The sequence below is a fragment of the Enhygromyxa salina genome (genome assembly GCF_000737335.2).
GTDB classification, from domain to species: domain Bacteria; phylum Myxococcota_A; class Polyangia; order Nannocystales; family Nannocystaceae; genus Plesiocystis; species Plesiocystis salina_C.
Genome location: NZ_JMCC02000084.1, coordinates 1 through 22,253 on the forward strand (window position 1 = coordinate 1; position 22,253 = coordinate 22,253).

Annotated in this window: 20 protein-coding genes; 12 read left to right on the top strand and 8 right to left on the bottom strand. The window is 66.5% G+C overall.

Going from position 1 to position 22,253, the window contains the following annotated elements; genetic code table 11:
• On the top strand, positions 1–864 hold an 864-nt coding region (locus DB30_RS28220), incomplete at its 5' end, for a dihydrolipoamide acetyltransferase family protein (protein ID WP_052554686.1).
• Between the two features lie 302 nt (positions 865–1,166).
• The gene (locus DB30_RS28225; RefSeq protein WP_146660963.1) at positions 1,167–1,757 is read left to right on the top strand and encodes a hypothetical protein; all 591 of its coding nucleotides are present in this window, start codon (positions 1,167–1,169) and stop codon (positions 1,755–1,757) included.
• Between the two features lie 86 nt (positions 1,758–1,843).
• Here DB30_RS28225 and DB30_RS28230 read toward each other — a convergent pair whose 3' ends face one another.
• A complete protein-coding gene (locus tag DB30_RS28230; protein WP_146660965.1) occupies positions 1,844–3,370 on the bottom strand; it encodes a dihydrolipoyl dehydrogenase family protein in 1,527 nt (508 codons plus the stop codon).
• 38 nt (positions 3,371–3,408) lie between these two features.
• On the opposite strand from DB30_RS28230, the gene mqnB reads away from it, so the two are divergent.
• Complete coding sequence (gene mqnB / locus DB30_RS28235; protein ID WP_052554690.1) at positions 3,409–4,050, top strand: futalosine hydrolase; 642 nt, start codon at positions 3,409–3,411, stop codon at positions 4,048–4,050.
• Positions 4,051–4,071: 21 nt separating this feature from the next.
• The gene (locus DB30_RS28240) at positions 4,072–4,944 is read left to right on the top strand and encodes a 1,4-dihydroxy-6-naphtoate synthase (RefSeq protein WP_052554693.1); all 873 of its coding nucleotides are present in this window, start codon (positions 4,072–4,074) and stop codon (positions 4,942–4,944) included.
• Between the two features lie 147 nt (positions 4,945–5,091).
• On the opposite strand, the gene DB30_RS28245 is transcribed toward DB30_RS28240, so the two are convergent.
• Together DB30_RS28245 and DB30_RS28250 are read right to left on the bottom strand one after the other, a co-directional pair.
• The gene (locus DB30_RS28245; protein WP_052554696.1) at positions 5,092–5,301 is read right to left on the bottom strand and encodes a hypothetical protein; all 210 of its coding nucleotides are present in this window, start codon (positions 5,299–5,301) and stop codon (positions 5,092–5,094) included.
• 10 nt (positions 5,302–5,311) lie between these two features.
• Positions 5,312–5,908 (bottom strand): cob(I)yrinic acid a,c-diamide adenosyltransferase, encoded by a 597-nt coding sequence (locus tag DB30_RS28250; protein ID WP_052554700.1) that lies wholly within the window; start codon positions 5,906–5,908, stop codon positions 5,312–5,314.
• A gap of 143 nt (positions 5,909–6,051) precedes the next feature.
• Between DB30_RS28250 and DB30_RS28255 the strand changes: the two genes are divergently transcribed.
• Together DB30_RS28255 and DB30_RS41740 are read left to right on the top strand one after the other, a co-directional pair.
• Positions 6,052–7,758 carry a DUF3556 domain-containing protein gene (locus DB30_RS28255; protein ID WP_052554703.1) on the top strand — a complete coding sequence of 569 codons (1,707 nt, stop codon included), beginning with the start codon at positions 6,052–6,054 and terminating at the stop codon, positions 7,756–7,758.
• 128 nt (positions 7,759–7,886) lie between these two features.
• Positions 7,887–8,738: a hypothetical protein gene (locus DB30_RS41740; protein WP_052554704.1), complete on the top strand. Its 852-nt coding sequence runs from the start codon at positions 7,887–7,889 to the stop codon at positions 8,736–8,738.
• 186 nt (positions 8,739–8,924) lie between these two features.
• Here DB30_RS41740 and amrS read toward each other — a convergent pair whose 3' ends face one another.
• Genes amrS through amrB form a run of 3 tightly spaced genes read right to left on the bottom strand, consistent with a single transcriptional unit; the run spans position 8,925 to position 11,401 of the window.
• Positions 8,925–9,998: an AmmeMemoRadiSam system radical SAM enzyme gene (gene amrS / locus DB30_RS28265; protein WP_052554707.1), complete on the bottom strand. Its 1,074-nt coding sequence runs from the start codon at positions 9,996–9,998 to the stop codon at positions 8,925–8,927.
• Positions 9,999–10,010: 12 nt separating this feature from the next.
• Entirely contained in the window at positions 10,011–10,586 is a 576-nt protein-coding gene (gene amrA / locus DB30_RS28270; RefSeq protein ID WP_052554710.1) for an AmmeMemoRadiSam system protein A, read from the bottom strand.
• Positions 10,583–11,401: an AmmeMemoRadiSam system protein B gene (gene amrB, locus DB30_RS28275; RefSeq protein WP_052554767.1), complete on the bottom strand. Its 819-nt coding sequence runs from the start codon at positions 11,399–11,401 to the stop codon at positions 10,583–10,585. Before amrB ends, amrA begins: the two co-directional genes overlap by 4 nt.
• A 143-nt stretch (positions 11,402–11,544) precedes the next feature.
• On the opposite strand from amrB, the gene DB30_RS41745 reads away from it, so the two are divergent.
• The 5 genes from DB30_RS41745 (at position 11,545) to DB30_RS28300 (ending at position 17,753) form a co-directional block, all read left to right on the top strand.
• Positions 11,545–12,678, top strand: coding sequence for a CAP domain-containing protein (locus tag DB30_RS41745; protein ID WP_146660967.1), 1,134 nt, complete (start codon positions 11,545–11,547; stop codon positions 12,676–12,678).
• A 377-nt stretch (positions 12,679–13,055) separates the two neighbouring features.
• Complete coding sequence (locus DB30_RS28285) at positions 13,056–14,231, top strand: tryptophan dimethylallyltransferase family protein (protein WP_052554715.1); 1,176 nt, start codon at positions 13,056–13,058, stop codon at positions 14,229–14,231.
• 51 nt (positions 14,232–14,282) lie between these two features.
• On the top strand, positions 14,283–15,551 hold the full coding sequence (locus DB30_RS28290; protein ID WP_240480349.1) for an FAD-binding protein: 1,269 nt from the start codon (positions 14,283–14,285) through the stop codon (positions 15,549–15,551).
• A 112-nt stretch (positions 15,552–15,663) separates the two neighbouring features.
• Positions 15,664–17,067, top strand: coding sequence for a tryptophanase (locus DB30_RS28295; protein WP_052554722.1), 1,404 nt, complete (start codon positions 15,664–15,666; stop codon positions 17,065–17,067).
• Positions 17,068–17,291: 224 nt separating this feature from the next.
• The gene (locus DB30_RS28300; protein ID WP_146660969.1) at positions 17,292–17,753 is read left to right on the top strand and encodes a hypothetical protein; all 462 of its coding nucleotides are present in this window, start codon (positions 17,292–17,294) and stop codon (positions 17,751–17,753) included.
• A gap of 14 nt (positions 17,754–17,767) precedes the next feature.
• On the opposite strand, the gene DB30_RS28305 is transcribed toward DB30_RS28300, so the two are convergent.
• On the bottom strand, positions 17,768–19,555 hold the full coding sequence (locus tag DB30_RS28305) for an acyl-CoA dehydrogenase family protein (RefSeq protein WP_052554727.1): 1,788 nt from the start codon (positions 19,553–19,555) through the stop codon (positions 17,768–17,770).
• Between the two features lie 171 nt (positions 19,556–19,726).
• Between DB30_RS28305 and DB30_RS28310 the strand changes: the two genes are divergently transcribed.
• A complete protein-coding gene (locus DB30_RS28310) occupies positions 19,727–21,616 on the top strand; it encodes an acetate/propionate family kinase (RefSeq protein ID WP_052554729.1) in 1,890 nt (629 codons plus the stop codon).
• A 7-nt stretch (positions 21,617–21,623) separates the two neighbouring features.
• On the opposite strand, the gene DB30_RS28315 is transcribed toward DB30_RS28310, so the two are convergent.
• A complete protein-coding gene (locus DB30_RS28315; RefSeq protein ID WP_146660973.1) occupies positions 21,624–22,085 on the bottom strand; it encodes a hypothetical protein in 462 nt (153 codons plus the stop codon).
• Positions 22,086–22,253: the final 168 nt, after the last annotated feature.

Sequence of the window (22,253 nt, forward strand, 5' to 3'; positions counted from 1 at the left end):
GAGCTCGCCGCGATCGCGGGCAGCGGTCCGCACGGCCGCGTCGTGAAGGCCGACGTCGAGCGCGCCGCTTCCGAAGGAACCGCCAAGCGCGGCAGCGCGGCGGTCCCGAGCGCGGCCCCAGCGGGCACGCTCAGCACAGAGTCCGACGCCTGGGGCCGGCCCTACGTCTCGCGGCCCGACGAGCACGTGCGGCTCAATCAGATGCGCAAGGCGATCGCCCGGCGCATGACCCAGTCCAAGCAAGAGGTCCCGCACTACTACCTCACGCTCGAGGTCGACATGGAGCGGGCGATCGCGTTTCGTGCCAACTACAACGCCGCGATCGCGCCGGCCAAGATCTCGTTCAACGATCTGATCGTCAAAGCCGTGGCCCGATCGCTGCGCGAGTTTCCGGCTGTCAACGTCAGCTTTGCGGGCGCCGAGTTCATCCGCCGCGGCGACGTCCACGTCGGCGTCGCGGTCGCCGTTGACGACGGACTGGTCGTCCCCGTGATCCGCTTCGCCGATCAAAAGAGCCTCGAGGCCATCTCCCGCGAGTCGCGTGACCTTGGCGGGCGGGCCCGGAGCAAGCAGCTGCACCCCGACGAGATGAGCGGCGGCACCTTCACCGTCAGCAACCTCGGGATGTTTGGGATCCAGGAGTTCGCGGCGGTGATCAACCCTGGCGAGCCGGGCATCCTCGCGGTCGGGGCGATCGAGCCGCGCGCCGTCGTGGTTGATGGGCAGGTCGCCGTCCGCCAGCGCATGAGCATGACGATCTCCGCGGACCACCGCGTCACCGACGGGGCGATCGCGGCCCAGTGGCTGAACCTGGTCAAGGGCTACCTCGAGAACCCGCTCTCGATGCTCGCCGATCCCAAGTAGTTCGCTGGCGCCGGCGCGAGCCCGAGCCGGCTTTGATCGGACGATCAGGTGTCCGCGAGCGGGCGAGAAGCCCTCGCCCGAGCTGAAAACAGTTCGCTGGGTGTCCGTAAGCGCGTGATGCGCCTTCGTTGAGCATGGGTGTTTGGTCGATGCTGGCGCGAGGGCCTGCCCTTGCGACCAGGTGAGATCCAGCGAACGCCGTTGCAGCTGGCGACACCCCGAGGGTGACGCGAACGTGGCCAAATCCCACATACGCAGCGCCGCTAACCCATGCTAAGACTCTTCGCATAGTGAGGGATGTGATGACCCGGACGCCTCTCGAGATTTCCCTAGCAATCGGTCTTTCTGCCGCGCTCGCTCTGCCCACGGTCTTGCTGTCTGGCGAGGCCAAGGCCGAGGGCCCGGGCGACGGCACGGACGCGCCGATCATCGTCGTCACACCCGCGCCAGCACCCCAGCCACCGCCACCGCCACCGCCGGCCTATCAGACTGCAGTGCCCGGCTCGATGGCGCCCTCGCCCATGATCGTCAACCCGCGGGTCGCCGCGCTCAAGCAGCAGCGCAACTCGGGGCTCGGCATGACGATCTCGGGCTACACGATCTTCGGAACCAGCTACCTGATCTCGGCCTTGGTCGGCACCATCTCGCTGGATCTGGCGGCCGACGTGGGCGGCACCGGGGTTTACGGCAAGCGCATGCTGATCCCGGTTGCGGGGCCGTTCCTGGCGATCCCCCGGGCTGACTCCGCGACCGGCGGGCTGTTCACCGGGTTCTTGGGTGTGGTCCAGATCGGTGGCTTGGTGCTGGGCACCGCGGGCGCGATCAAGTTCGGTCGCGCCAATCGCCAGCTGCGCCTGTCCGCCAACAGCGGCGGGCTCGAGCTGCGATTTTAGCCGCAGCCCGCTCCAGCCCCCCCGGCCCGGCCCGGCCCGGCCCAACCCTGCGCAGACATGAAGCTCGTCGACCGCGTCGACGGGCTTCACGCGTCTTCTGCGGCTGGGCTGGGATCTTCGTAGTGAACCCGAGACAGCCTCAGCTCCGACTGAAACACGCTGGGCTTGTAGATTGAGCTGCCAAGCAACATCCGCACGCAGTCCTGCAGACCCTCTGTGATCGCCGGGTGCGGGTGGTAGAGTTCCGCGAGCTCGCGGGCCGAGCGACCGTGCTGGATCATCAAGGACACGGCCTCGAGCGTGGTCGAAGCGTGGGTCCCCAGCGCGCGCATGCCCAGGATCCGCATCTCGTCATCGTCGCTGACGAGCAGCTTGACGAAGCCCTCGGTGTCGCGCATGGCGATCGCCCGGTTGACCAAGCTGTAGTCATACACGCCCACGCGGTAGGGGATCCGCTGCTGCTGGGCGCTCTGCTCGTTGAGGCCGATCGCGGCGACCTCGGGGGCCAAGAACATGATCGTGGCCAGGTTTTCGTAGCTCAGCGCCCCGTCGTGAAGCCCGCAGATGCGCTCGGCCGCGTGGCGTCCCTCGATCTCACCGACGTTGACCAGCGCGACGTGCTGGGTGACGTCACCCGCCGCGAAGATGTGCGGAACGCTGGTGCGGGTGTCTTCCTCGCGCACGTAGCCCTGCTCGCTGAGCTCGACGCCGGCCTTGTCGAGCGCGAGCGCCTCTGTGTTGGGCACCCGGCCGACCGAGATCAGGGCCTTCTCGACCCGGATCGTCTCGCGCCCGCCGGTTGCGTGCTCGATCGTGTACTCGACGACGCCGTCGTGGGTGTCGCCGTGGTCCGGCGGGATCCGCTTCATCGAGATCAGCTTGGACTGGTGGTGAATTGTCACCCCCGCGGCCTCGAGGTTGGTCGCGCACAAATTGGCGATGTCGGCGTCCTCGAACGGCAGGATCCGCGGCGCCCGGTCGATCAGGTAGACCTTGGTGTGGCCGTAGTTGGCGAAGATCGTGGCGAACTCGCAGCCGACCACGCCCGCGCCAAGGATGACCAGGGAGCGCGGAAACTCGCGCAGCGTGCCGATGTGATCCGAGGTGATGATCGAGCGCCCGTCGACCTCGATGCCCGGCAGATCACGCGGGCGCGAGCCGGTTGCGATGACGAAGTGCGACGCGCTGATCCGCCAGCTCTGGCCCGCGCCGGTGCCCTCGACCTGAAGGCTGTGTGGATCGAGGAAGCGCGCGGTCCCTTGGAAGTGGCGAATGCTGCCGGGGCAGCCGGGCTGGGGGTGGGCGAGGGCCTCGAGCTGCCGGGCGATCTGCCGGGCCTTCTCGTTGCAAGCTTGATCGACGACCGCGCTGACCCGGTCGAAGTCGACCTCGACTTGCTCGGACCGGAACCCGCGATCGAGCCGCTTGGCGTTGCGAAAGTCGCGAGACAGCTCCCAGAAGGTCTTGCTCGACAGGGCGCCGTTGAACACGCCGACGCCGCCCAGCGGGCCCTTCTCGATCAGCGCCACGCGCTTGCCAAAGTCCCAGCAGCGCATCGCCGCCGCGAACCCAGCGGGGCCACCACCGATCACGCACACGTCGAAGTCGGGCACGCGCAGATGATACACGTCAGCCACGGTACAGTCAGGGCATGTCGACCCTGTTGGCCTACGCAGCCGCGCGCGAGGGCGCGTCGCTGCCGAACACCCGACATCCAACCTTGCAGCTTGGTGTTGGGAAGATCGCCGCGACCATGAGCCTGACCGCCGCGCTGACCAAGCAGCGACCCGACGCCGTCTTGTTGTTCGGCGTCGGGGGGGCCTACCCCGCGCGCCACCTTCGGCGCGGTCTGGATGCCATGGAGCTGCTCGACGCGTGCGTGGTCGTGACCGAGTTCATCGCGGACGACGGCGTCCTGACGCCGTCGGGTTTCTTGGACCTCGGCCACCTCGATCTCGGAGACGTCGGACCGATCCCCTGTGACCCCGAGCTCAGCGGCAAGCTCTCGGCGGTGCTTGGGTGCCCGCTGGTGGCGGGCGCCACGGTCAGCACGGGCGCTGGCGTGGACCCGATCTCGCAGGCCTACGCGCTGCGCAGCGGGGCCCAGATCGAGACCATGGAGGGCGCCGCGGTCGCGGCCGTGTGCCGGCACTTCGAGGTGCCCGTCGCGCAGCTGCGGATCGTCAGCAACCGCACTGGCGACCGCGATCAGGGCGGCTGGGACCTCGACGGAGCCGTGGCGCGGCTCGGCCAAGTCCTCGAGCGGGTGCTCGCCGCGGATGTGCTGCCCTGACCGTGCTATCTAGCGACTCGCATGACCCTCCGCGAGCTCGACATTGGCTTCTCGAGCTGTCCCAACGACACGTTCATGTTTCATGGGCTGATCTCGGGGGCGATCGATCTCGCGGGTGTGCGAGCGCGCCCGGCGATCGCTGACATCGAGGCGCTCAACCTGCGCGCGCTCGGGCGCGGCGAACCGCGGTTGCCCGTGACCAAATTGTCCGCCAACGCGCTCGCGCATGTCTGCGATCAGTACACGGTGCTCAGCGCTGGGGCGGCCCTCGGGCGCGGCTGCGGGCCGCTGGTGGTGCGCCGCGGCGCGGACAGCCAGATCGAAGATCTCGCGGCGCTGCGCGGACGCACCGTGGCGATCCCCGGCGAGTTCACGACCGCGCACCTGCTGCTGCGGACCTGCTTCGCCGAGGCCGCTGGCGCGGGTGAGCCGCTGTCGGTCACGATCATGCGCTTCGACCAGATCATGCCCGCGGTCGCGAGCGGGCGCGTCGACGCGGGCTTGATCATCCACGAGAGTCGCTTCACCTACCCCGAGCACGGACTGGTCGAGCTCGCGGATCTCGGCGTGCTGTGGGAGCAGGCGACCGGCCTGCCGATCCCGCTGGGCATGATCTGCGCCCAGCGCAGCCTCGCTCCCGCGCTGGTCGACGCGCTCGAGCACGGCCTGCGTCGCTCGATCGAGCTGGCCATGGCCGAGCCTGCCCGCTCGCGCGCGTGGATCCGCGAACACGCGCAAGAGCTCGACGACGAGGTCTGCCGCCAGCACATCGAGCTCTACGTCAACGCCTTCAGCGTCCAGCTTGGCGACGAGGGCCGGGCCGCGATCGACGAGCTGCTCGCGCGCGGCCGAGCGAGCGGGTTTCTGCCCGCAGGTCCAAGCCCCTGGCGCTGAGGCCCGCGCCCCCAGGCGAGCACGAGCGCCGCACACCCTGAGTTCGTTTTGGGTTAGGTGCGGAGCTGAGGCCCAAGGGCGAGGAGCGGCGACGACGCTGTACCGGGCGTACGTGCATGACCCAAAACGAACTCAGGGTGTGCGGTACTAGCGCTTTCCCGGTGGGAGCGGCCGGCCGTGTTGATCGAGGGTCTTCCAGAACACCGGCCAGTCGGGGATCTCCACCATTGTTGGCAGCACCTCTTCCCAGTTGTGTGGGTAGGTGCGCTGCAAGAATTCAACGACGGCGCGCGGCGACGGGGCCTCGACGAAGTGGGCCTCGAGCGGCGGGAACTCGTAGCGATACTTGGTCAGCATGGTGACCCCGTCAGGTGTTCTTCTGATCCCAAAGCACTTCGTCGTAGCCGAACCGAGCTGCGGCCGCGCGCGCGACCACGAACAGCCAGTCACTCAGGCGATTGAGGTAGCGCCGGGTCTCGCCGCGGACGGGCTCGTGATCGGCGAGCAAGACCAGCTGTCGCTCCGCGCGGCGGCACACCGTACGTCCCAGGTGGGCAGCGGTCCCCGTCGAGCCACCGCCGGGCAGGATGAAGCTTCGCAGCGGCTCGAGGACCTCGTTGTAGCGGTCGATCGAGTACTCGAGGGTCTCGATGTGGCGCGCGTCGATCTTCAAGCGGGCCCCGCCGTCGGCCGCGGCCGGGTTCGCCAGCTCGGCGCCAAGGTTGAACAGCTCCTGCTGGATCCGCGCGAGCTCGGCGTCCAAGGTCTCGCGGAACTGTTCGTGATCGGCAGCCTTCGGATCGCGGCCGAGCTCGAGGCGGACCAGGCCGACGACAGCGTTCAGCTCGTCGACCTCACCATAGGCGCAGACCCGGGCCGAGCTCTTGGCTACCGTGTCGCCGTTGGCGAGCATTGTTTGTCCTTCGTCGCCGAAGCGCGTGTAGACCTTGGAGATGTAGACCATGAGGCGACCGCAGCATAACAGCCAGCCGTCCAGAACAAGCCCGCGCGAGGCCCGCGAATGTTGCGTGCAAGCAACATTTACAGGTCGACCCAACCGTGGTCCGCGAGAGCATCCCACCGCGGGTTGGGGCATCATCGCCACACATGGGCCTGCTCGATCCTACGCCGCCGCCCTACGATCCGCTCGCGTGGGAGCAGGCGCCGTTCAGCGAGCGGGCCCGTCAGGCCTGCCAAGCGTGGGCGATCCAAGGCTACGGCACGCCGATCCCGGTGTACTTGGTCTACGCGTTCAAGCTCGCGTTCTACGTTGGGATGTGGGCGGTGTTTTGCTCGTTCACGCCGGGGCTTGGTGATCTGCGCAACATCTCGCAGTGGTGGCTCGAGCCGGTCGCGTTTCAAAAGGCGATCGTGTGGAGCCTGCTGTTCGAGATGCTTGGGTTTGGCTGCGGCAGCGGGCCGCTGACGGCCCGCTACATGCCGCCGGTTGGGGGGTTCTTGTACTTCTTGCGGCCGGGGACGACCAAGCTGCCGCTGTTCGAGGGGATCCCGCTGATCGGCGGCCCACGTCGCACGGTGCTCGACGCCACGCTCTACGCGACCGTGATGTGGCTGCTGATCTGGACCCTGATCTCGCCCGCGATCCTGCGCGAGCAGCTGTTCGCGTTGGTGATCTTGATCCTGTTGCTTGGGGTGGTCGACAAGACCTTGTTCTTGGTCGCCCGCGGCGAGCACTACTGGACGACCCTGGTGGTGTTCGCGTTCGCGGCCAGCATGGCTGGGTCCGAAGCCAACCCCGTGGCTTGGATCGCGGGGGCCAAGGCCGTGCAGCTGGCCCTGTGGTTCTGGGCGGGCTTCTCGAAGCTCAACCACCACTTCCCAGCGGTGGTGTGCGTGATGACGAGCAACAGCCCGTTCACGCGGTTTCGATGGTTGCGCGAGCGAATGTATCGCAGCTACCCAGACGATCTGCGGCCGTCTGGCTTGGCGACCTTGATGGCCCACGCCGGGACCGCGCTCGAGCTCGGGGTGCCGCTGGTGCTGATGTTTGCGCCCGGCGGCACCATGCTCGTCGTCGGCATGGTGTTGATGCTGATGCTGCACGGCTACATCACCAGCAACGTGCCCATGGGGGTGCCGATCGAGTGGAACGTGATGGTGGTGTACGGCGCCTTCGCGCTGTTCTGGGCCCACCCGGAGGTCACCGTGCTCGACGTTGGCCCGACCCCGCTGGCGGCGTTCTTGCTCGTCATGCTGGTGGCTGTCCCGCTGGTCGGCAACCTCGCACCGCGGGCCGTGTCGTTCCTGATGGCGATGCGCTACTACGCCGGCAACTGGCCCTACGGGGTCTGGTTGTTCCGCGGCGACAGCTACAAAAAGCTGGCCAAGCTGACCAAGAGCTCGGGCTGGGTCCCCGATCAGCTCGCGCTGTTCTACGATCGCAGCACCGCGGTCGGGTTGATCTCCAAGGTCGTGGCGTTTCGCATGATGCACTTGCACGGCCGCGCGCTGCCGGAGCTGCTGCCCAAGGCCGTCGACGATCTCGAGGAGTACGAGTACGCCGAGGGCGAGGTGGTCGCGGGGGTGGTGCTGGGTTGGAATTTTGGCGATGGCCACCTCCACGCAGATCAGCTGCTGCGCGCGGTCCAGGCCCAGTGCCAGTTCGAGGCGGGGGAGCTGCGCTGCGTGTTCGTCGAGGCCCAACCCCTTGGGCGTGGCACCCAGGCCTGGCGGATCGTCGATGCCCACTCCGGGTTGATCGAGCAAGGCGAGCTCAGCGTGGCACAGATGCGCGCGCGCCAGCCTTGGGAGGCGTCAAATCTCGCAGCGGGTGACGCCGATTTCGGGCGCTAGCGGCGAGCGGGCGAGTTTTTCGATCGAGTGCGTGACACGCGAACGGTCGTCGCTCTAGGATGCGGCCGATGCCTCCAAACGCGCTCGTGACTCTGACTGCTCTCGCTCCCTCGATACCCGGTGTACCCATGGACGGTGGCTTCGGTTCGATCGTCGCCGGCATGACGATCCCCGTCGCCGCCGCGATCTACATCTTGCTGTTTTGGGGCAAGCGCTCCGCGGGTGAGTGCTCCTGGCGCGACGACGACCAGATCGGGCTCAAGGTCATCGTGGGTACGCTGATCATGGTCGGCACCGCGTTGTTCGCTGGCGGGCTGCAAGGGCTCCTGCACCTGTTGCTGACCTTCAAGGAGTTCGTGCCGCGGCTCAAGGCCGCGATGCCGGACCTGCTCGTTGGCGCGGTGGTGCTCGGGGGCGCGATCATGTTCGCGGTGCCCAAGACCAACCATGAGCAGCAACCCAAGGCGCTGCGGTTGGTGGCGGGAGCGATCGCACTGACTGGCGCCGTGGCCACGGTCATGGGCCTCGACTCTCTGCTCAAGACCGTGTTCCAGTGGCCCGATTGGTACGCCGTCGCGGGTTCATTTACTTCGTTGGTGACCGCGATCGTGGTGTTTGGTGGCTCGGGCTACCTGTACGCAAAGATGGTCGGCGTCGAGGTCCCGGACATTCCAATGCCGGCCGAGGCCCAGGGCTATCAGCAACAGCAACAGCAACAGCAACAGCCGCAGCAGGGCTATCAGCAGCCGGGCCAGCCGCCAGCGCAGCAGGGCTACCAGCAGCCACAGCAGCCACAGCAGCCACAGCAGCCGCAGCAGGGCTATCAACAGCCGCAGCAGCCACAGCAGGGGTATCAGCAGCCACAGCAGGGCCAGCAGCCACAGCAGGGCGGGTACCAAGGTGGTGGCTCGCAGCCACCCCGGCCCGGCGGTGCGCCGCCTCCCGGTGGCTACGGCCCCGGCGGCTACGGCCAGTCGTAGTTCATCGATCTGTGTTCGCACGGGACCGCCTGCTCTTCGGAGTGGGCGGTCTTTCGTTTTGCGAGGGCTGTCTTCAGCGCGGGCGAGGCTTCTCGCCCGCTTGCGGATGCTTTCGTGAACTGGTTAACCCCGGGCAGCGAACTGTTTTCAGCTCGGGCGAGACGCCCTCGCCCGCGCTGAAAACACTCAGACGACGATCTGCAGGCGCTTGCGGCCGAACGCGCCGGGTTGTGCGGCGAATCGGCCGGGCAGCGGCGCGGCGCAGGCGGGACATTCGCCGGTTGGGGTCAACCCATACTCCAAGAGCGCATACCAATCGCGCACGATCAAGCGCTCGCCACAGGCCCCACAGGTAGTGGTGTCGCCGTCGACGTCGTGAACGTTGCCGGTATAGACATGGCGGATCCCGGTCGCCTTGGCGATCGCTCGGGCGCGGCGCAAGGTCGCGAGCGGCGTGGGCCCGACGTCGAGCAGCTTGTAGTCCGGGTGGAAGCCCGAGAAGTGCAGCGGCACGTCGGGGCCAAGCCGGTCCACGATCCACTCGCACTGCGCCCGCAGCTGGGCGTCATCGTCGTTGTGCTCGGGGATCACCAGGGTCGTGATCTCGGTCCAGACCGAGGTCTCGTGGACCAGGTACTCGAGGGTCTCGAGCACCGGGGCGAGCCGCCCGCCGGTCAGCTTGCGGTAGAAGTGGTCCGAGAAGCCCTTGAGGTCGACGTTGGCGGCGTCGAGCTTCGCGTAGAACTCTGCACGCGGGGCGGCGTGGATGTAGCCGGCGGTCACGGCCACCGTGCGGATCCCGAGCGCGTGGCAGGCGTCTGCGATGTCGATCGCGTACTCGGCGAAGATCGTTGGATCGTTGTAGGTGAACGCGACGCTGTGACAGCCGTGATGGCGGGCGGCTGCGGCGATCGCCGTGGGCGTGGCTTCGGCCGCGAGGGTGTCCATGTCGCGGGACTTCGAGATGTCCCAGTTCTGGCAAAATTTACAGCTGAGGTTGCAGCCCGCGGTGCCCAGCGAGAGCACGCTGGTGCCAGGGTAGAAGTGGTTGAGCGGCTTCTTCTCGATCGGGTCGATACACAGCCCCGACGAGCGGCCGTAGGTCGTCAGCCGCATCTGCCCGCCCACGTTCTGGCGGACGAAGCACAGCCCGCGCTGGCCCTCGGACAGGGTGCAGTCGCGCGGGCACAGCTCGCAGACGATCCGCCCGTCGTCGCGGGGGCGCCAGTAGCGAGCCGGGTAGGCGGAGTCGTTGGGCATCTCAGGGGCATCTCAGGATTCTGCGAACTCGTGAACTTCGAAGCGCTCGAGCGTCAGCGTAGGACTCCAAAAGTCCGCGGCCAGTCCGGCCTTGCGCTTGAGGTTGTCGAGGAACGCTTGGGCCTCGGGCAGCGCGTCCCAGACCTTGGGCAGGAACACGCCGCGGTGGCCGTCGCATGCCATGATCAGGCCGTCGACGTGGGGTCGCAGGCGGCGGCAGGCGTCGGCTTCGTCGTCAAACTGCAGTGGCGAACGCGGGCCAAGCACCGAGACCGAGAATCGCACCCACTCGAGCTCTGCGGCCCGCAGCGCCCGGGTGCGGGGATCGTGAAACGCGGCCATCACCGCGTTGTGGCGCAGATCCTCGCGCAGACTCGCGCGCGGCTCGATCGATCCGATGCACCCGTGCAGCTGCTCGCCCCGGTGGATCGACACGAAGGTGGCCGCGGGTTGTTCGAGCCAATCGTGCGCGGGGACGCGGAGCGCCGTCGCCCCAAACCGCTCGTCGACGGCGCCGCGAGCGATCGCCAGGACCAGGTCGGGGTCGAGCGCGCGGGGATCGACGCGGGGTCGGGCGTCCAAGCTCATGACGAAGGTTGCGACTCGTGAATGGCGAACGCGCCGTAGCCCACGACTTGGTCGCGCGAGCCCGCGGTGTCGCCGGAGCTGCGCAGGTCGAGCAGCTCGATGTCGAGTCGTCGTTGTTGGCCAAGCGCGATCAGGCCGTCGATACAGCGGGCGCCGCAGGCACGCTGGGGATCCAAGCCCGGGGTGTTCGCTGACGTGATCCAGCTCGCGGTCGCCCGATCCAGCCGGGCTGCCTCGGCGTAGCTGTGATAGTGCGAGAGGTCGCTCGAGATCACGATCGCCGTCTCTGGGCCACCCCAGCACCGCTCGAGTACCGCGGCGACCTGTTGGGGGCTCGCGTCGCCGACGACCAGGGGCAGCAGGGTGAAGTGGGGCAGCAGGGTCTGCAAGAACGGGATGTGGACCTCGAGCGAGTGCTCGAGCGCGTGCGCCTGTGCGCTGCGCTGGACGCATGCCAGCTCCAGCGCCCGTGCGGCGAGCGTGGGGTCGATCTCGACCTCGCCGAGCGGAGTCGCAAACCACGACGCGGCTGGCAGCGCCAGACCCCGAACGTACACGCGGTGAGCGGGGCCAAGCAGGACGACCTTCTCGATCAGCTGGGCGCGTGCAGCCAAGCTCGCGTACGCGGTCGCGGCGACCGGCCCGGAGTACACGTAGCCAGCGTGCGGTGCGATGATCCCCTTGGCGGCGTGGCGTGGGGCTGGCGAGCCGACCCCGGCCATTAGCTGCGCGAGCGCCCCGGCCAGCTCGGTTGGCTCCCGGGGGTAGAAGCGGCCAGCGACTGCTGGGGCACGCGCTCGCTCATCGTCCGGCAACACCGCTCAGCATGCCATGCTCGACGCCCAAATCGTGGGCCTCGCGCGGAAGATGCTGCGCCATTCGAGTTGGCGCGACTACGCTTCATGCTTGCGGGATGGCAAAGTGATCACCGACCCGCAGATATGGTCTACTCGGCCGCATGCGTTGGACTTCGGGATGCTCAATCTTGGCCATGGCGGCCTCGCTCGGTTGCTATCAGGGCATCGACGACTTTGGTGACACGCTGGCGACCGACGCGACCAGCGGCGGGACCGCTGACGGGAACACCAACCCGAGCGGCGATGGCGACGGCGATGGCGATGGCGACTCTGGTGACGGTGACGGCGATGGCGACTCTGGTGACGGCGACGGCGACACCGGCGACGGCGACGGCGACTCTGGCGACGGCGACTCTGGTGACGGCGACGGCGACACCGGCGACGGCGACGGCGACTCCGGCGACGGCGACACCGGCGATGGCGACGGGGATCCGCAGGGGGTCTGCGAGCGCTGGAGCGCGGACCGGGCCAACCTCAGCGAGGGCAACTGGAATGGAGCGGTCAACGGCTGCAGCGCCGGCGACATGGATGCCCCGTGGCGCGACCGCAGCCTCACGCAGATCAACTTGTACCGGTGGCTGGCCGATCTTCCCCCCGTCACGACCTCCGCCGATCGCAACACCAAGGCCCAAGCCTGCGCCCTGATGATGCAGGCCAACAACGCGCTCAGCCACACGCCGCCAATGAATTGGAGCTGCTGGAGCGGGCCCGGATCCGAGGGGGCGGGCAGCTCCAACATCGCCGGCACCGCCGCGGTCACGGCCGTGGACCTCTACATGATCGACTACGGCAACGCGTCCACGCTCGGCCATCGGCGCTGGATCCTGTCGAATTCGCTCGGGCCAACGGGCATCGGATCAACCGACGGCTACTCGTGCATGTGGACGGTCGGCGGCAATGGAAACGCTGGCAAGCAGTGGACCGCGTGGCCGCCCCCTGGGGAGTTTCCGAGCGAAGCGGTCAACCCGCTGTGGTGGGGCGATGGCCTGAACGAGAGCGGCTGGTCGCTGCAGAGCGACGAGCTCAACCTTGGCGGCGCGGCGGTCTCGATCACGACCAGCGGGCAGGATCGGCCCGTGACGGTCGTCAACCTCGCGGGTGGATACGGCAGCTCGAGCGCGATTTCGATCATCCCGAACGGCTGGACCGCGCAGGTTGGGGCCACCTACCACGTCGAGGTGTCTGGGGTTGGGGTGCCGATCAGCTACGACGTCGAGATCGTCGACTGCGGCTGAGCTGCCGCCCACTCGTTGTTACCGTAGTTACGAGGCGACTGGATGGTCAATGCAATGACCATTCGGTAGCCCGAGGTGTGGCCTTTGGGACAGCGGGGACGCTCGTACACAGTTCAACTGGACCGTAATTGGGCTCTCCCTGAAATTACACTCGAACTGTAACGCCGGTCTCGCTCGTGTGGTCGAAAGACCGCACCTGGCTCGAAAACAGACGTTATGAGGGCCATGTGCGGGGCAAACGCGTAGCCAAATTCAGCAGTGGGGTATTTTTCCACATTTTTCGTTGACTCTATTCTGTCCCAAGATTACAGTACTGCTGGAACTGGGGTGGCGGCGAGTGGTGGAGCCCAGTCCCTCACACAGCGAAAAGGTACACAATGCTCGGCCTAAACAATGCGCAAACCTATGATGCAACGTCGTTCCTTCCGGGGCTGATCGCCGACGCCGACGCCGAGCGCGTTGCGCCTGCTTGGTCGCCGGAGGACAGCTACCATGAGGTGATCGCTCGCTGCCTCCGGTCCTTGTGTGATGGGGTTGGATTTTCGGCGGCCCAGCGCGACGCGGCCGTGTCGCTGATGTGCATGCTCGCACCGTGGGGCGAGCGCGCCATTGGGGCGCGTCCAGCGGGGCAGTCGGACATCACTGACGAGCACTTTCCGATCGAGTTCTCCGTGGCGTTCGAGGACGGCGAGCCCGAGATTCGTGTGTTGTTCGAGGCCCAGGCCGACCAGTTCGTCCAAGCCGAGCTCTGGCGAGCCGGCTGGGAAGTCTGCGACGCGCTGCGGGACGGATGCGGCGTGTCCCTCGATCGGCTGCATCAGATCGCGGATCTGTTCGAGCCCACCGATCCGGCCTGCCGCTACGCAATGTGGCACTGCGTGTGCTTCTCGAAGTCGGGACCGCCAAAGTTCAAGGTCTACCTCAACCCGCTCGCGCAAGGAGCCGAGCAAGCGCCGCGCGTGGTGCATGAGGCCCTGGTCAGGCTCGGGTTCTCGGCGGCGCTTGGCGACGTCTTCAACGATGCTGCCGTGGGCGAGCTCCGGTTCTTCTCGCTCGATCTCTCCGCGCGAGAAGACGCGCGGGTCAAGGTCTATCGCGTGCACAGCGACTCGACCCGCGACCAAATCTCGGCGTGGCTCCGCTGCGTGCCAAGCTATGACGATGCGTTCGTCGACCGGTTCTGGCAGATCATCGCGGGCGACACGATGCGCTTTTCCCGGTTCCCGGTGAGCACGTACATCTCGCTAGACTCGCGCAGCAGCCATCCGAACGCCGCCACGATCCACTTTCCGGTGCGGAGCTACGCCAACGACGACCTCGACGCCTACAACCGAATCCGGGCGTTCATGGGTCCGGAAGAGATGGCACTCTATGACCAGGCCCTGACCGGCTTCGCCAAGCGGTCGTTGTCGTCGGGAGTTGGATTGCAGGCCTACGTCGCCGTGCGGATCCACCCGGGAGCGCAGCACACGACCGTGTACCTGTCACCCGAGGCGTACGAGGTCGCTCCGGTACAAAAGGTCGTGCGCGAGGGCCTGCGCGTCGTGTCCTGAGCGATGGTGCCAGGGCGCGGTGGCGAGTATCGTGGCCTCGACACGGGGGTCATGGAGTTCGCCGATGATTTTGGACACATCGTCCATTTGCAGCCTCGAGCGGTCGAGCGGCCGAGGGACGCGGCCGACATTGTTCGAGTCCTAGAACACGCGAAACGCGAGCGCATCAATGTTGCGGCGCGGGGACGTGGCCACAGCGTCTTTGGCCAATGTCAGGTTGACGACGGCATCGTCCTCGACATGAGCGGCCTCGCGGGCATCGAGGTCAACGGCGACACCGCGCGCGTGGGAGCCGGGGTCTCGTGGGGTGATGTCCTGCGGGCAACCGTGCCGCTGGGGCTCGCTCCACCTGTGCTCACGGACTACGTGGGCCTGTCGGTCGGGGGCACATTGTCCGTGGGGGGCATCGGCGCCACCAGCTTTCGGTTTGGTGCGCAAACCGATCAGGTCCGCGCGATGACCGTCGTGACGGGGACGGGGGAGATCGTCGAGTGCTCCGCGACCCGCGAGCGAGGGCTGTTTGACGCCGTTCGTGCGGGACTTGGCCAAATTGGGATCGTGACCCGGGTGGACCTGCCGCTGATCGCTGTTCCTGAGCAGGTTCGGCACTATCGGATACCCTACCCAACGATCGACGAGCTGCTGAGCGCGCTCGAGCGGTTCGTCGCAGAGCGAAAATTCGACCAGCTGAGCGGCGTGGGCGTCATCGATCCCGATGGGCACTGGACGTACCACATCGACGCTGTCTTCGAGGGGGTTGGGGAGGGGCTCGGGAAGGCCGGCCTCGACGTCGCGGGGGTCGACATCACCCCAGCGTCGTACCTCGAGTACGGGACTCGACTGGATGCTGCGATTGAGCAGTGGCGCACGGCTGGGCTCTTTGATGCCCCGCACCCCTGGCTCGATGTCTTCGTCCCAGGCCCCGCGCTGCGCGGGTTTGCCCGAACGGTGGTTCGCTCGCTCGGTCCGCGTGATCTTGGAACGGATGGCGCGATGATCCTGATATATCCGATCGCGGAGAGCTCGACTCCACTCTTGCCAATACAGGCCGGCCGTGGGTACTTGTTCGATGTCCTTCGCTGCAATGTGGGGGCGAGCTCCGAGCGCGTAGATGAGCTGCTGCGAGACAATCGAAGCCTGTATGAAGCGGCGATGCAGGTTGGGGGTACGCTCTATCCCATTAGCGCTGTTTGCATGTCGACGCAGGATTGGCAGCGACACTTTGGATCGCAGTGGGGGCCCCTGCAGCGCGCAAAACAGCAGTTTGATCCTCACGGTATCATCGGGTCCAACTATCGCGCGCCTTGGCCGCGCTCTTGACCAAATAATGCGCACGCCTTGCTCGGCAGCGTCGTTACTCTGGAAGTCGGGGTAGGGGTGGACTATTCTCGGCGGCGCGCAGGCATCACACCGCACCGAGAACTTCGAAATCATGGCCGCCAAAACAGATCAAGATCCCTACCTCGACACCCTCGCCGAGCCCTTTCGCATCAAGACGGTTGAGCGGATCCGGCTCCCGACACGGGCAGAACGCGAGGAGATCCTGAAGCGGGCATTCTACTCCGTCATGTATCTGGACTCCGCCGATGTGTTCGTCGATCTTGGCACGGACAGCGGCACCGGAGCGATGAGCGATGAGCAGTGGGCCGCGTTGATGCGTGGCGACGAAGCCTACGTTCGGTCGCGCAGCTTCTTCACGCTAGAGAAGACGGTCCAGGATATCACCGGGTTCCCGCACGTGGTTCCCACTCACCAGGGCCGGGCAGCCGAGAACATCATGATGAATCTGTTGCTCAAACCGGGCGACATGGTGCTCTGTAACGCCCACTTCGACACCACCAGGGCCCATGTCCAACACCATCAGGCGGTGCCCGTCGATCTCGTGGGTGACTGGCTGTGGGAGTACGACGAGGAACTGCCATTCAAGGGCAATTTCGATCTCGAGCGGCTCGCGGTCGCGCTGGAACGATACCACAGTCGGGTGCCGTTCATCTTGATTACGATCCTGAACAACTTTGCGTGCTCTTCGCCGGTTTCAATGGCGAACATAAAAGCTGTAAAGGCGCTCGCTGACCAGTACTCCAAGCCGATCTACTTCGACGCATGTCGAATGTCGGAGAACGCTTATTTTATCAAGACTCGGGAGCCTGGGTACGAGAACACCTCGGTCACTGACATCGTACGTGAGATGCTCTCTTACGGCAGCGGTTGTTGGATGAGCGCCAAGAAGGACGCGATCGTGAACATTGGCGGCTTCCTGGCCGTGCGCGACGAAGACTTGGCTCGCAAGTGCCAGGAGCAGCTGGTGCTGTATGAAGGCTTTCCGACCTACGGTGGCCTCGCAAGGCGCGACCTCGAGGCGATGGCTGTGGGGTTGCGCGAGGGCCTGGATGAGGACTATCTGTCACATCGTGTCCGGTCGGTCGCTCACCTGGGCGATCTTCTTTCGAGCGAAGCGGGCGTTGTCGTGAGCAAGCCAGTCGGCGGTTCGGGAGTGTTCGTCGACGTGGCGTCCTTGTACCCCCACCTGACTCCGGAGCAGTTTCCCGGGATCGCGTTGGCGTGTGATCTGTACTTGGAAGGTGCGATCCGTGTCGGCGCGATCACGTTTCACATGAATCGGGTCGTGCCCGCGACCGGAGACATCGTGGAGAAGGTGTTTCAGTTCGCGCGCTTCGCGGTTCCGCGGCGCCTCTATACACGCAGTCACCTGGAGTACACGGCCAAGGTGATGGCCAAGGTCAAAGACCGGGCCCCTGCGAATCAAGGCTACCGAGCCGTCTACGTTCCTGAGGTGCTGGGTCACTTCTTTGCCAAGTTCGAGCCGCTCGGCTGAGCTCAGGCCGGGCTGGGCCAGCTGGACTCGCGGGCGGCCGCGCTGCTGGCGCAGTTGCCCGTCTTTGCCCCCATTGGCACCAGGTGACCCGTGGTGTGTCCGAATATTGGCTGACTCGGCACGTGAACGAGCTTCGATTTGACCTGTGGCGCCGTGAAGGATATCCAACCCATAGGCGATGCGGCACACAGGGCAGAGGCCCCCGGAGTCGAGAACACATGGACATGGGCCTGAAGATTGTGAGCTGTGACAACTTGCGGGTCGCGCTCTGGCTGCACACGGAGCAAGACCCGCCCGCGGAACTCTGGACTTCCGCGATCGAGCAGCTGTCCGCCCTCAAGCAGGAATTACGAGGTGACGTCTCGTCCCTGCGCATGCTCGTCATCACGGATGGCGGCGCCCCGAACGCGCTTCAGCGGAGTGCCTTGTTCACGCAGCTGCTCGAAGGCAAGGTCAAGAGCGCGGTGGTGACGACGGTGCTCGCCAACCGTTTCAAGCGCGGGATCGCTACCGCAATTTTCTGGCTGAACCCCAATTTTCGTGCGTTTGGACCCGATCAGCTCGATCAGGCGCTCGCGCACTTGGACTTGGACGGACACGGAGAGCGGCTCATCGAGCAGCTCCGAGAGGTCCAGCGCTCGGTCGCGCCGACCAAGACACTGCCCATGCTCAGCACGGGCGGCTGACAGACGCTCTTTAGCTAGAGCACCGGGTGGGTTGGCAGGTAGCCCCCGTTGCCAAGCAGCGCGTCGGCGATCTCGCCCAGCTGCACGTCGCCGTTCTTGCGACCCTGCTCGATCGCCCGAAGCCGCCGACGGATCCGCCGGTTGGCGCGCTGGCAGAACACCGAGGCCAGCTGGGCTTCGTGGCTGGCGGCCGCCCGGCTTTGCTCGAGGGCTCGCGTGGCCCGGCTGACCACGGCGACCATCGCATACAGCTCGATCGCCACGTCGGCCAGGCGCTCGATGAGCATTTGCTCGTCGATGATCGACTTGCCGTGGTGTCGCAGCAGTCGCTCGATCACCTGGCCGAACGCGTCGGTCTGATCCTCGATCAGCACGGCGGCGCGCTTGAGCTTGGGGTGGGCGCGATCGAGATCCTCTGTGATCACCCGATCGCGCACCCGCGAGACCAGCTCGGTCAGCAGCATGCTGTAGTTCTCGAGCGGATCCTTGAGCGCGCTGGCGAGCTCGCGCAGGTGCTTGCCGGGCGCCTGGATGCCCGAGAGCGCGATGAACAGGCGCAGGATCTCGTTGGTGCCCTCGAAGATCATGTTGATGCGGCTGTCGCGAACGAAGCGCTCGTACGCGTACTCGCGCGAGTAGCCAAGCCCGCCCATCACCTGCAGACACTCGTTGGCGACCGTCCACATCGTCTCGGACGCGAACACCTTCGACATCGCGGCTTCAATCGAGTAGTCGCGGCCGCCGCGATCCATCAGGCCGCAGGTCATGTAGGTCATCGACTCGGCGGCGTAGACGTTGAGCGCCATGATCGCGAACTTCTTCTTGATCAGCCCAAACTCGCTCAGCTTCTTGTTGAACTGACTGCGCTCGTTCGCGTAGGTGGCGGCGTCGCGGATCAGTCGCTTGGCCCCGCCCACGCAGCCGGCGGCCAGCCCGAACCTGCCGTTGTTCAGGATCGTCATGGCGATCTTGAACCCGCCCCCGACTTCGCCGAGCACGTTGGACTTGGGCACCTTGCAGTCCTCGAAGTGGATCGCGGTCGTGCTCGAGCCCTTGAGGCCAAGCTTGTGCTCCTCGGGCCCGCTCTCGACCCCACCAAACTCGCGCTCGACGATGAACGCGGTGATTCGGTCTTGCCGCTTGCCGTCGATCTCGACGGGGGTCTGAGCGAACACGGTCATCACGTCCGCGAAGCCGCCGTTGGTGATCCACAGCTTGCCGCCGTTGAGCAGCCAGTGCTCGCCGTCTTCGGACAGCTCGGCGCGGGTCCGGATGCTGGCGGCGTCGGAGCCCGAGCTGGGCTCGGTCAGGCAGAACGCGGCGATCTTCTCTCCGAGGGCGAGGTCGGGCAGGTAGCGCTGCTTTTGCTCGTCGGTGCCGAACAGCAAGATGCCCTTGAGCCCGATCGACTGGTGGGCGCCAACGGTGACCGCGATGCTGGCGCTGGTCGCCGCGATCCGCTCGAACAGTCGCGCGTAGCCGGTGTTTGACAGGCCCAGGCCGTCGTACTCGGTCGGGATGATCAGCCCGAACAGCCCCATTTCCTTGAGCTCGTCGAGCAGCTCGGGGGCGAGCAGCTTGTCGTGGTTGATGTCGGACTCGTCGATCCGCTCACGCAAGAAGCGATCGAGCGGATCCAGCAGCGAGGCCAGGGTCTCGCGCTCTTCAACACCGAGCTCGTCGGGGTAGGGGAACACCTCGTCGTCTTCGATCGAGCCGAAGAACAGCTGGCGCGCGAACGACAGCTCGTTGTCCTCGGGCTTGCGGGCGGGCTCTTTGTTCGGCTTGCGACGGTCGTCCATACGCGCCCGAGGGTAGCGCTCCCCATGGGCAAGGGCGAGGGCGATGGCGATGGCGAGATTGTGCGCGTGGCGTGGCTCGTTCGGTCTGGAAAACCGGGCTGCGACTCGAGTCTCTCCAGGCGCGCCGAACCTGACGCGCGGTCGCTGGCGGCGCCGTGATACAAGCCGGCCATGCACGTGTTGGTCATCAATTGCGGGAGCTCGTCGATCAAGGCCGAGATCGTCAACACCGAGTCGGGGCTCCGGCATGGCGGCTTCCTCGTCGAGCGGATCGGCGACGCGCAGGGGCGGGCGCGCCTGTCCTGGCGTGGCCCGTGGGCGGAGCGCGATGGGGGCACACACGCCGTCGCGGCCGCAGATCATGCAGTCGCGCTCGCCGAGGTGCTGCCGCAGCTCTGCGAGCGTCTGACGGCGGCATCTGTGGCGCTCGACGGGGTCGTGCACCGGGTCGTGCATGGTGGCGATCGCTTCGCCGAGCCGGTGCGGATCGACAGCGCGGTCGAGGCCGCGATCGCAGAGTTGAGCCCGCTCGCGCCGCTGCACAACCCTGCCAACCTCGCGGGCATTCGCGCGGCGAAGCAGCTGCTCGCCGAGCTCGAGCACGTCGCCGTGTTCGACACCGCGTTTCACCAGACCCTGCCGCGTCGGGCCCAGGCGTACGCGATCCCGACCGAGCTCGCGGCCCGCCACCAGATCCGCCGCTACGGCTTTCACGGCCCCAGTCATGCCCACGTGGCCGCGCGCGCGGCCGAGCACCTTGGCGAGGACCTTCGTGACCTGCGCCTGATCACCTGCCATCTCGGCAACGGTTGCTCGGTGTGTGCCGTCGAGTACGGCCGCTCGGTCGAGACCAGCATGGGCATGACCCCGCTCGAGGGTCTGGCGATGGGCACCCGCAGCGGCGACCTCGATCCTGGGGTCATCCTGCACCTGCTGCGCAGCGGCGAGTTCGATGTTGACGGTCTCGACGAGCTGCTCAACCACCACAGCGGCCTCGCGGGGCTGTCGGGTGTCGGCAACGACATGCGGGACATCGAGCGCCGCGCGGGGGAGGGTGACGAGGCTTGCCGGCTCGCGCTGCACGTGTTTGGGCACCGCCTACGCAAGTACATCGGCGCGTACGCGGCGGTCATGGGAGGTGTCGACGCGATCGTGTTCACCGGTGGGATCGGCCAGAACAGCGCGCTGATCCGCCATCGCGCGTGCCAGCGCCTGGAGTTCCTCGGGGCTCGGTTCGACGAAGATCGCAACCGCGACGCGACGGTCGACGCGGCCTGCCCCGTCGCCGAGCTGAGCGTGGCGACCAGCCGCGTGCGGTTGTTGGCGATCGCAACCGACGAGCAGCTGGAGATGGCCCGAGAGGGCGCGGCGCTGCTGGCTTCGCTCGACAAGATCGGCGCGGGCCGGCACGAGCAGGCCCCGCGAGCGGAGCGTCCGATCCCGATCGCCATCTCGGCCCGCCACATTCACCTGACGCCCGAGGCTGTCACCGCGCTGTTTGGCGAGGGGCACCAGCTCACCCCTCGCAAGCCGCTGTCGCAGCCCGGGCAATACTCATGCGAAGAGACCCTCGACCTGATCGGCCCCAAGCGCAGCATCGAGGGCGTGCGCGTGCTCGGCCCCACGCGGTCCGCTTGCCAGGTCGAGATCAGTCGGACCGACGAGTTTCACCTTGGCATCGACGCCCCGGTCCGGGCTTCGGGGGACGTCTCGAACAGCCCAGGTATCACCTTGCGTGGGCCCAAGGGCTCGCTGCAGCTGCGCGAAGGGGTGATCTGCGCGTGGCGGCACATCCACATGACGCCCGATGACGCCGCGCACTACGGCGTGGTCGATCGGGACGTCGTCGAGGTCGCGGTCGACTCGCCGACCTCGGGCCGCGATCTGGTGTTCGGTGACGTGATGGTCCGGGTATCGCCAAAGTACGCGCTCGAGATGCACATCGACACCGACGAGGCGAACGCCGCGGATCTGAACCCGGACGCAGAGGGGATGCTGGTCCCAACTGGCGGCTCGGCGCGGCTGACCTCGCGCAAGATCGTTGCTGGCCGGCTGGGCTAGGCGGCGACTACGAGACCACCGAGACGGCTCGGGGCGAGCCGATGACGGCGGCGGCGAGACGTTCCTCGAAGGCCTCGCGATCGTCGCAAGCCTCGACCAGATCGCCGCCCGTGACCGCGTTGATGATCACCGCCACGCTCTGGACCACGCGGCTGCGAAACAGGATCACGATGCCATCGAGGGCGGTCTCGTTGCGCTTGATCCACTCCGTCCAGAGGTAGCGAAACCGGGCGTCGTAGCTCGCCATGCCCTCTGCGTCGATCGCCAGGTACAGCCGCCCCCAGGTGTTCAGCAGCTGATCCATCAGCGGGGTCATGGCCTCGGCAAACTCGACGTAGGCGTGGCCCTCGACGTCGATTCGAACGACCGTGCCGCTGAGCTGGGCGATCCTGCCACGCCCAGCGGCGCCCGCGACCCACAGGCCATCTCCAGTCTCGCCAACTTCGATATTGGAGTCGCCGCGGGCCATGAACGAGGAGCAATCCTTGAGGGGTGATTTCGCGCGCTGCCAGATCCGCGTCGCCTGCACTGAGTAGCATGATCAATTCTGGGCAACTACTGTACGTTGTTCGCGTACCGTGAAACCGACATTTGATCTTTGGAACAGGTCAACGGCTCCGGCGTGAGGATCAAGTTT

Bases quoted from the DNA above. Each gene is read 5' to 3' on its own strand.
- DB30_RS28225 (WP_146660963.1), top strand. From the start codon at position 1,167: ATGACCCGGACGCCTCTCGAGATTTCCCTAGCAATCGGTCTTTCTGCC.
- mqnB (WP_052554690.1), top strand. From the start codon at position 3,409: ATGTCGACCCTGTTGGCCTACGCAGCCGCGCGCGAGGGCGCGTCGCTG.
- DB30_RS28240 (WP_052554693.1), top strand. From the start codon at position 4,072: ATGACCCTCCGCGAGCTCGACATTGGCTTCTCGAGCTGTCCCAACGAC.
- DB30_RS28245 (WP_052554696.1), bottom strand. From the start codon at position 5,301: ATGCTGACCAAGTATCGCTACGAGTTCCCGCCGCTCGAGGCCCACTTC.
- DB30_RS28250 (WP_052554700.1), bottom strand. From the start codon at position 5,908: ATGGTCTACATCTCCAAGGTCTACACGCGCTTCGGCGACGAAGGACAA.
- DB30_RS28255 (WP_052554703.1), top strand. From the start codon at position 6,052: ATGGGCCTGCTCGATCCTACGCCGCCGCCCTACGATCCGCTCGCGTGG.
- DB30_RS41740 (WP_052554704.1), top strand. From the start codon at position 7,887: ATGGACGGTGGCTTCGGTTCGATCGTCGCCGGCATGACGATCCCCGTC.
- amrS (WP_052554707.1), bottom strand. From the start codon at position 9,998: ATGCCCAACGACTCCGCCTACCCGGCTCGCTACTGGCGCCCCCGCGAC.
- amrA (WP_052554710.1), bottom strand. From the start codon at position 10,586: ATGAGCTTGGACGCCCGACCCCGCGTCGATCCCCGCGCGCTCGACCCC.
- DB30_RS41745 (WP_146660967.1), top strand. From the start codon at position 11,545: ATGCGTTGGACTTCGGGATGCTCAATCTTGGCCATGGCGGCCTCGCTC.
- DB30_RS28285 (WP_052554715.1), top strand. From the start codon at position 13,056: ATGCTCGGCCTAAACAATGCGCAAACCTATGATGCAACGTCGTTCCTT.
- DB30_RS28290 (WP_240480349.1), top strand. From the start codon at position 14,283: ATGGAGTTCGCCGATGATTTTGGACACATCGTCCATTTGCAGCCTCGA.
- DB30_RS28295 (WP_052554722.1), top strand. From the start codon at position 15,664: ATGGCCGCCAAAACAGATCAAGATCCCTACCTCGACACCCTCGCCGAG.
- DB30_RS28300 (WP_146660969.1), top strand. From the start codon at position 17,292: ATGGGCCTGAAGATTGTGAGCTGTGACAACTTGCGGGTCGCGCTCTGG.
- DB30_RS28305 (WP_052554727.1), bottom strand. From the start codon at position 19,555: ATGGACGACCGTCGCAAGCCGAACAAAGAGCCCGCCCGCAAGCCCGAG.
- DB30_RS28310 (WP_052554729.1), top strand. From the start codon at position 19,727: ATGCACGTGTTGGTCATCAATTGCGGGAGCTCGTCGATCAAGGCCGAG.
- DB30_RS28315 (WP_146660973.1), bottom strand. From the start codon at position 22,085: ATGGCCCGCGGCGACTCCAATATCGAAGTTGGCGAGACTGGAGATGGC.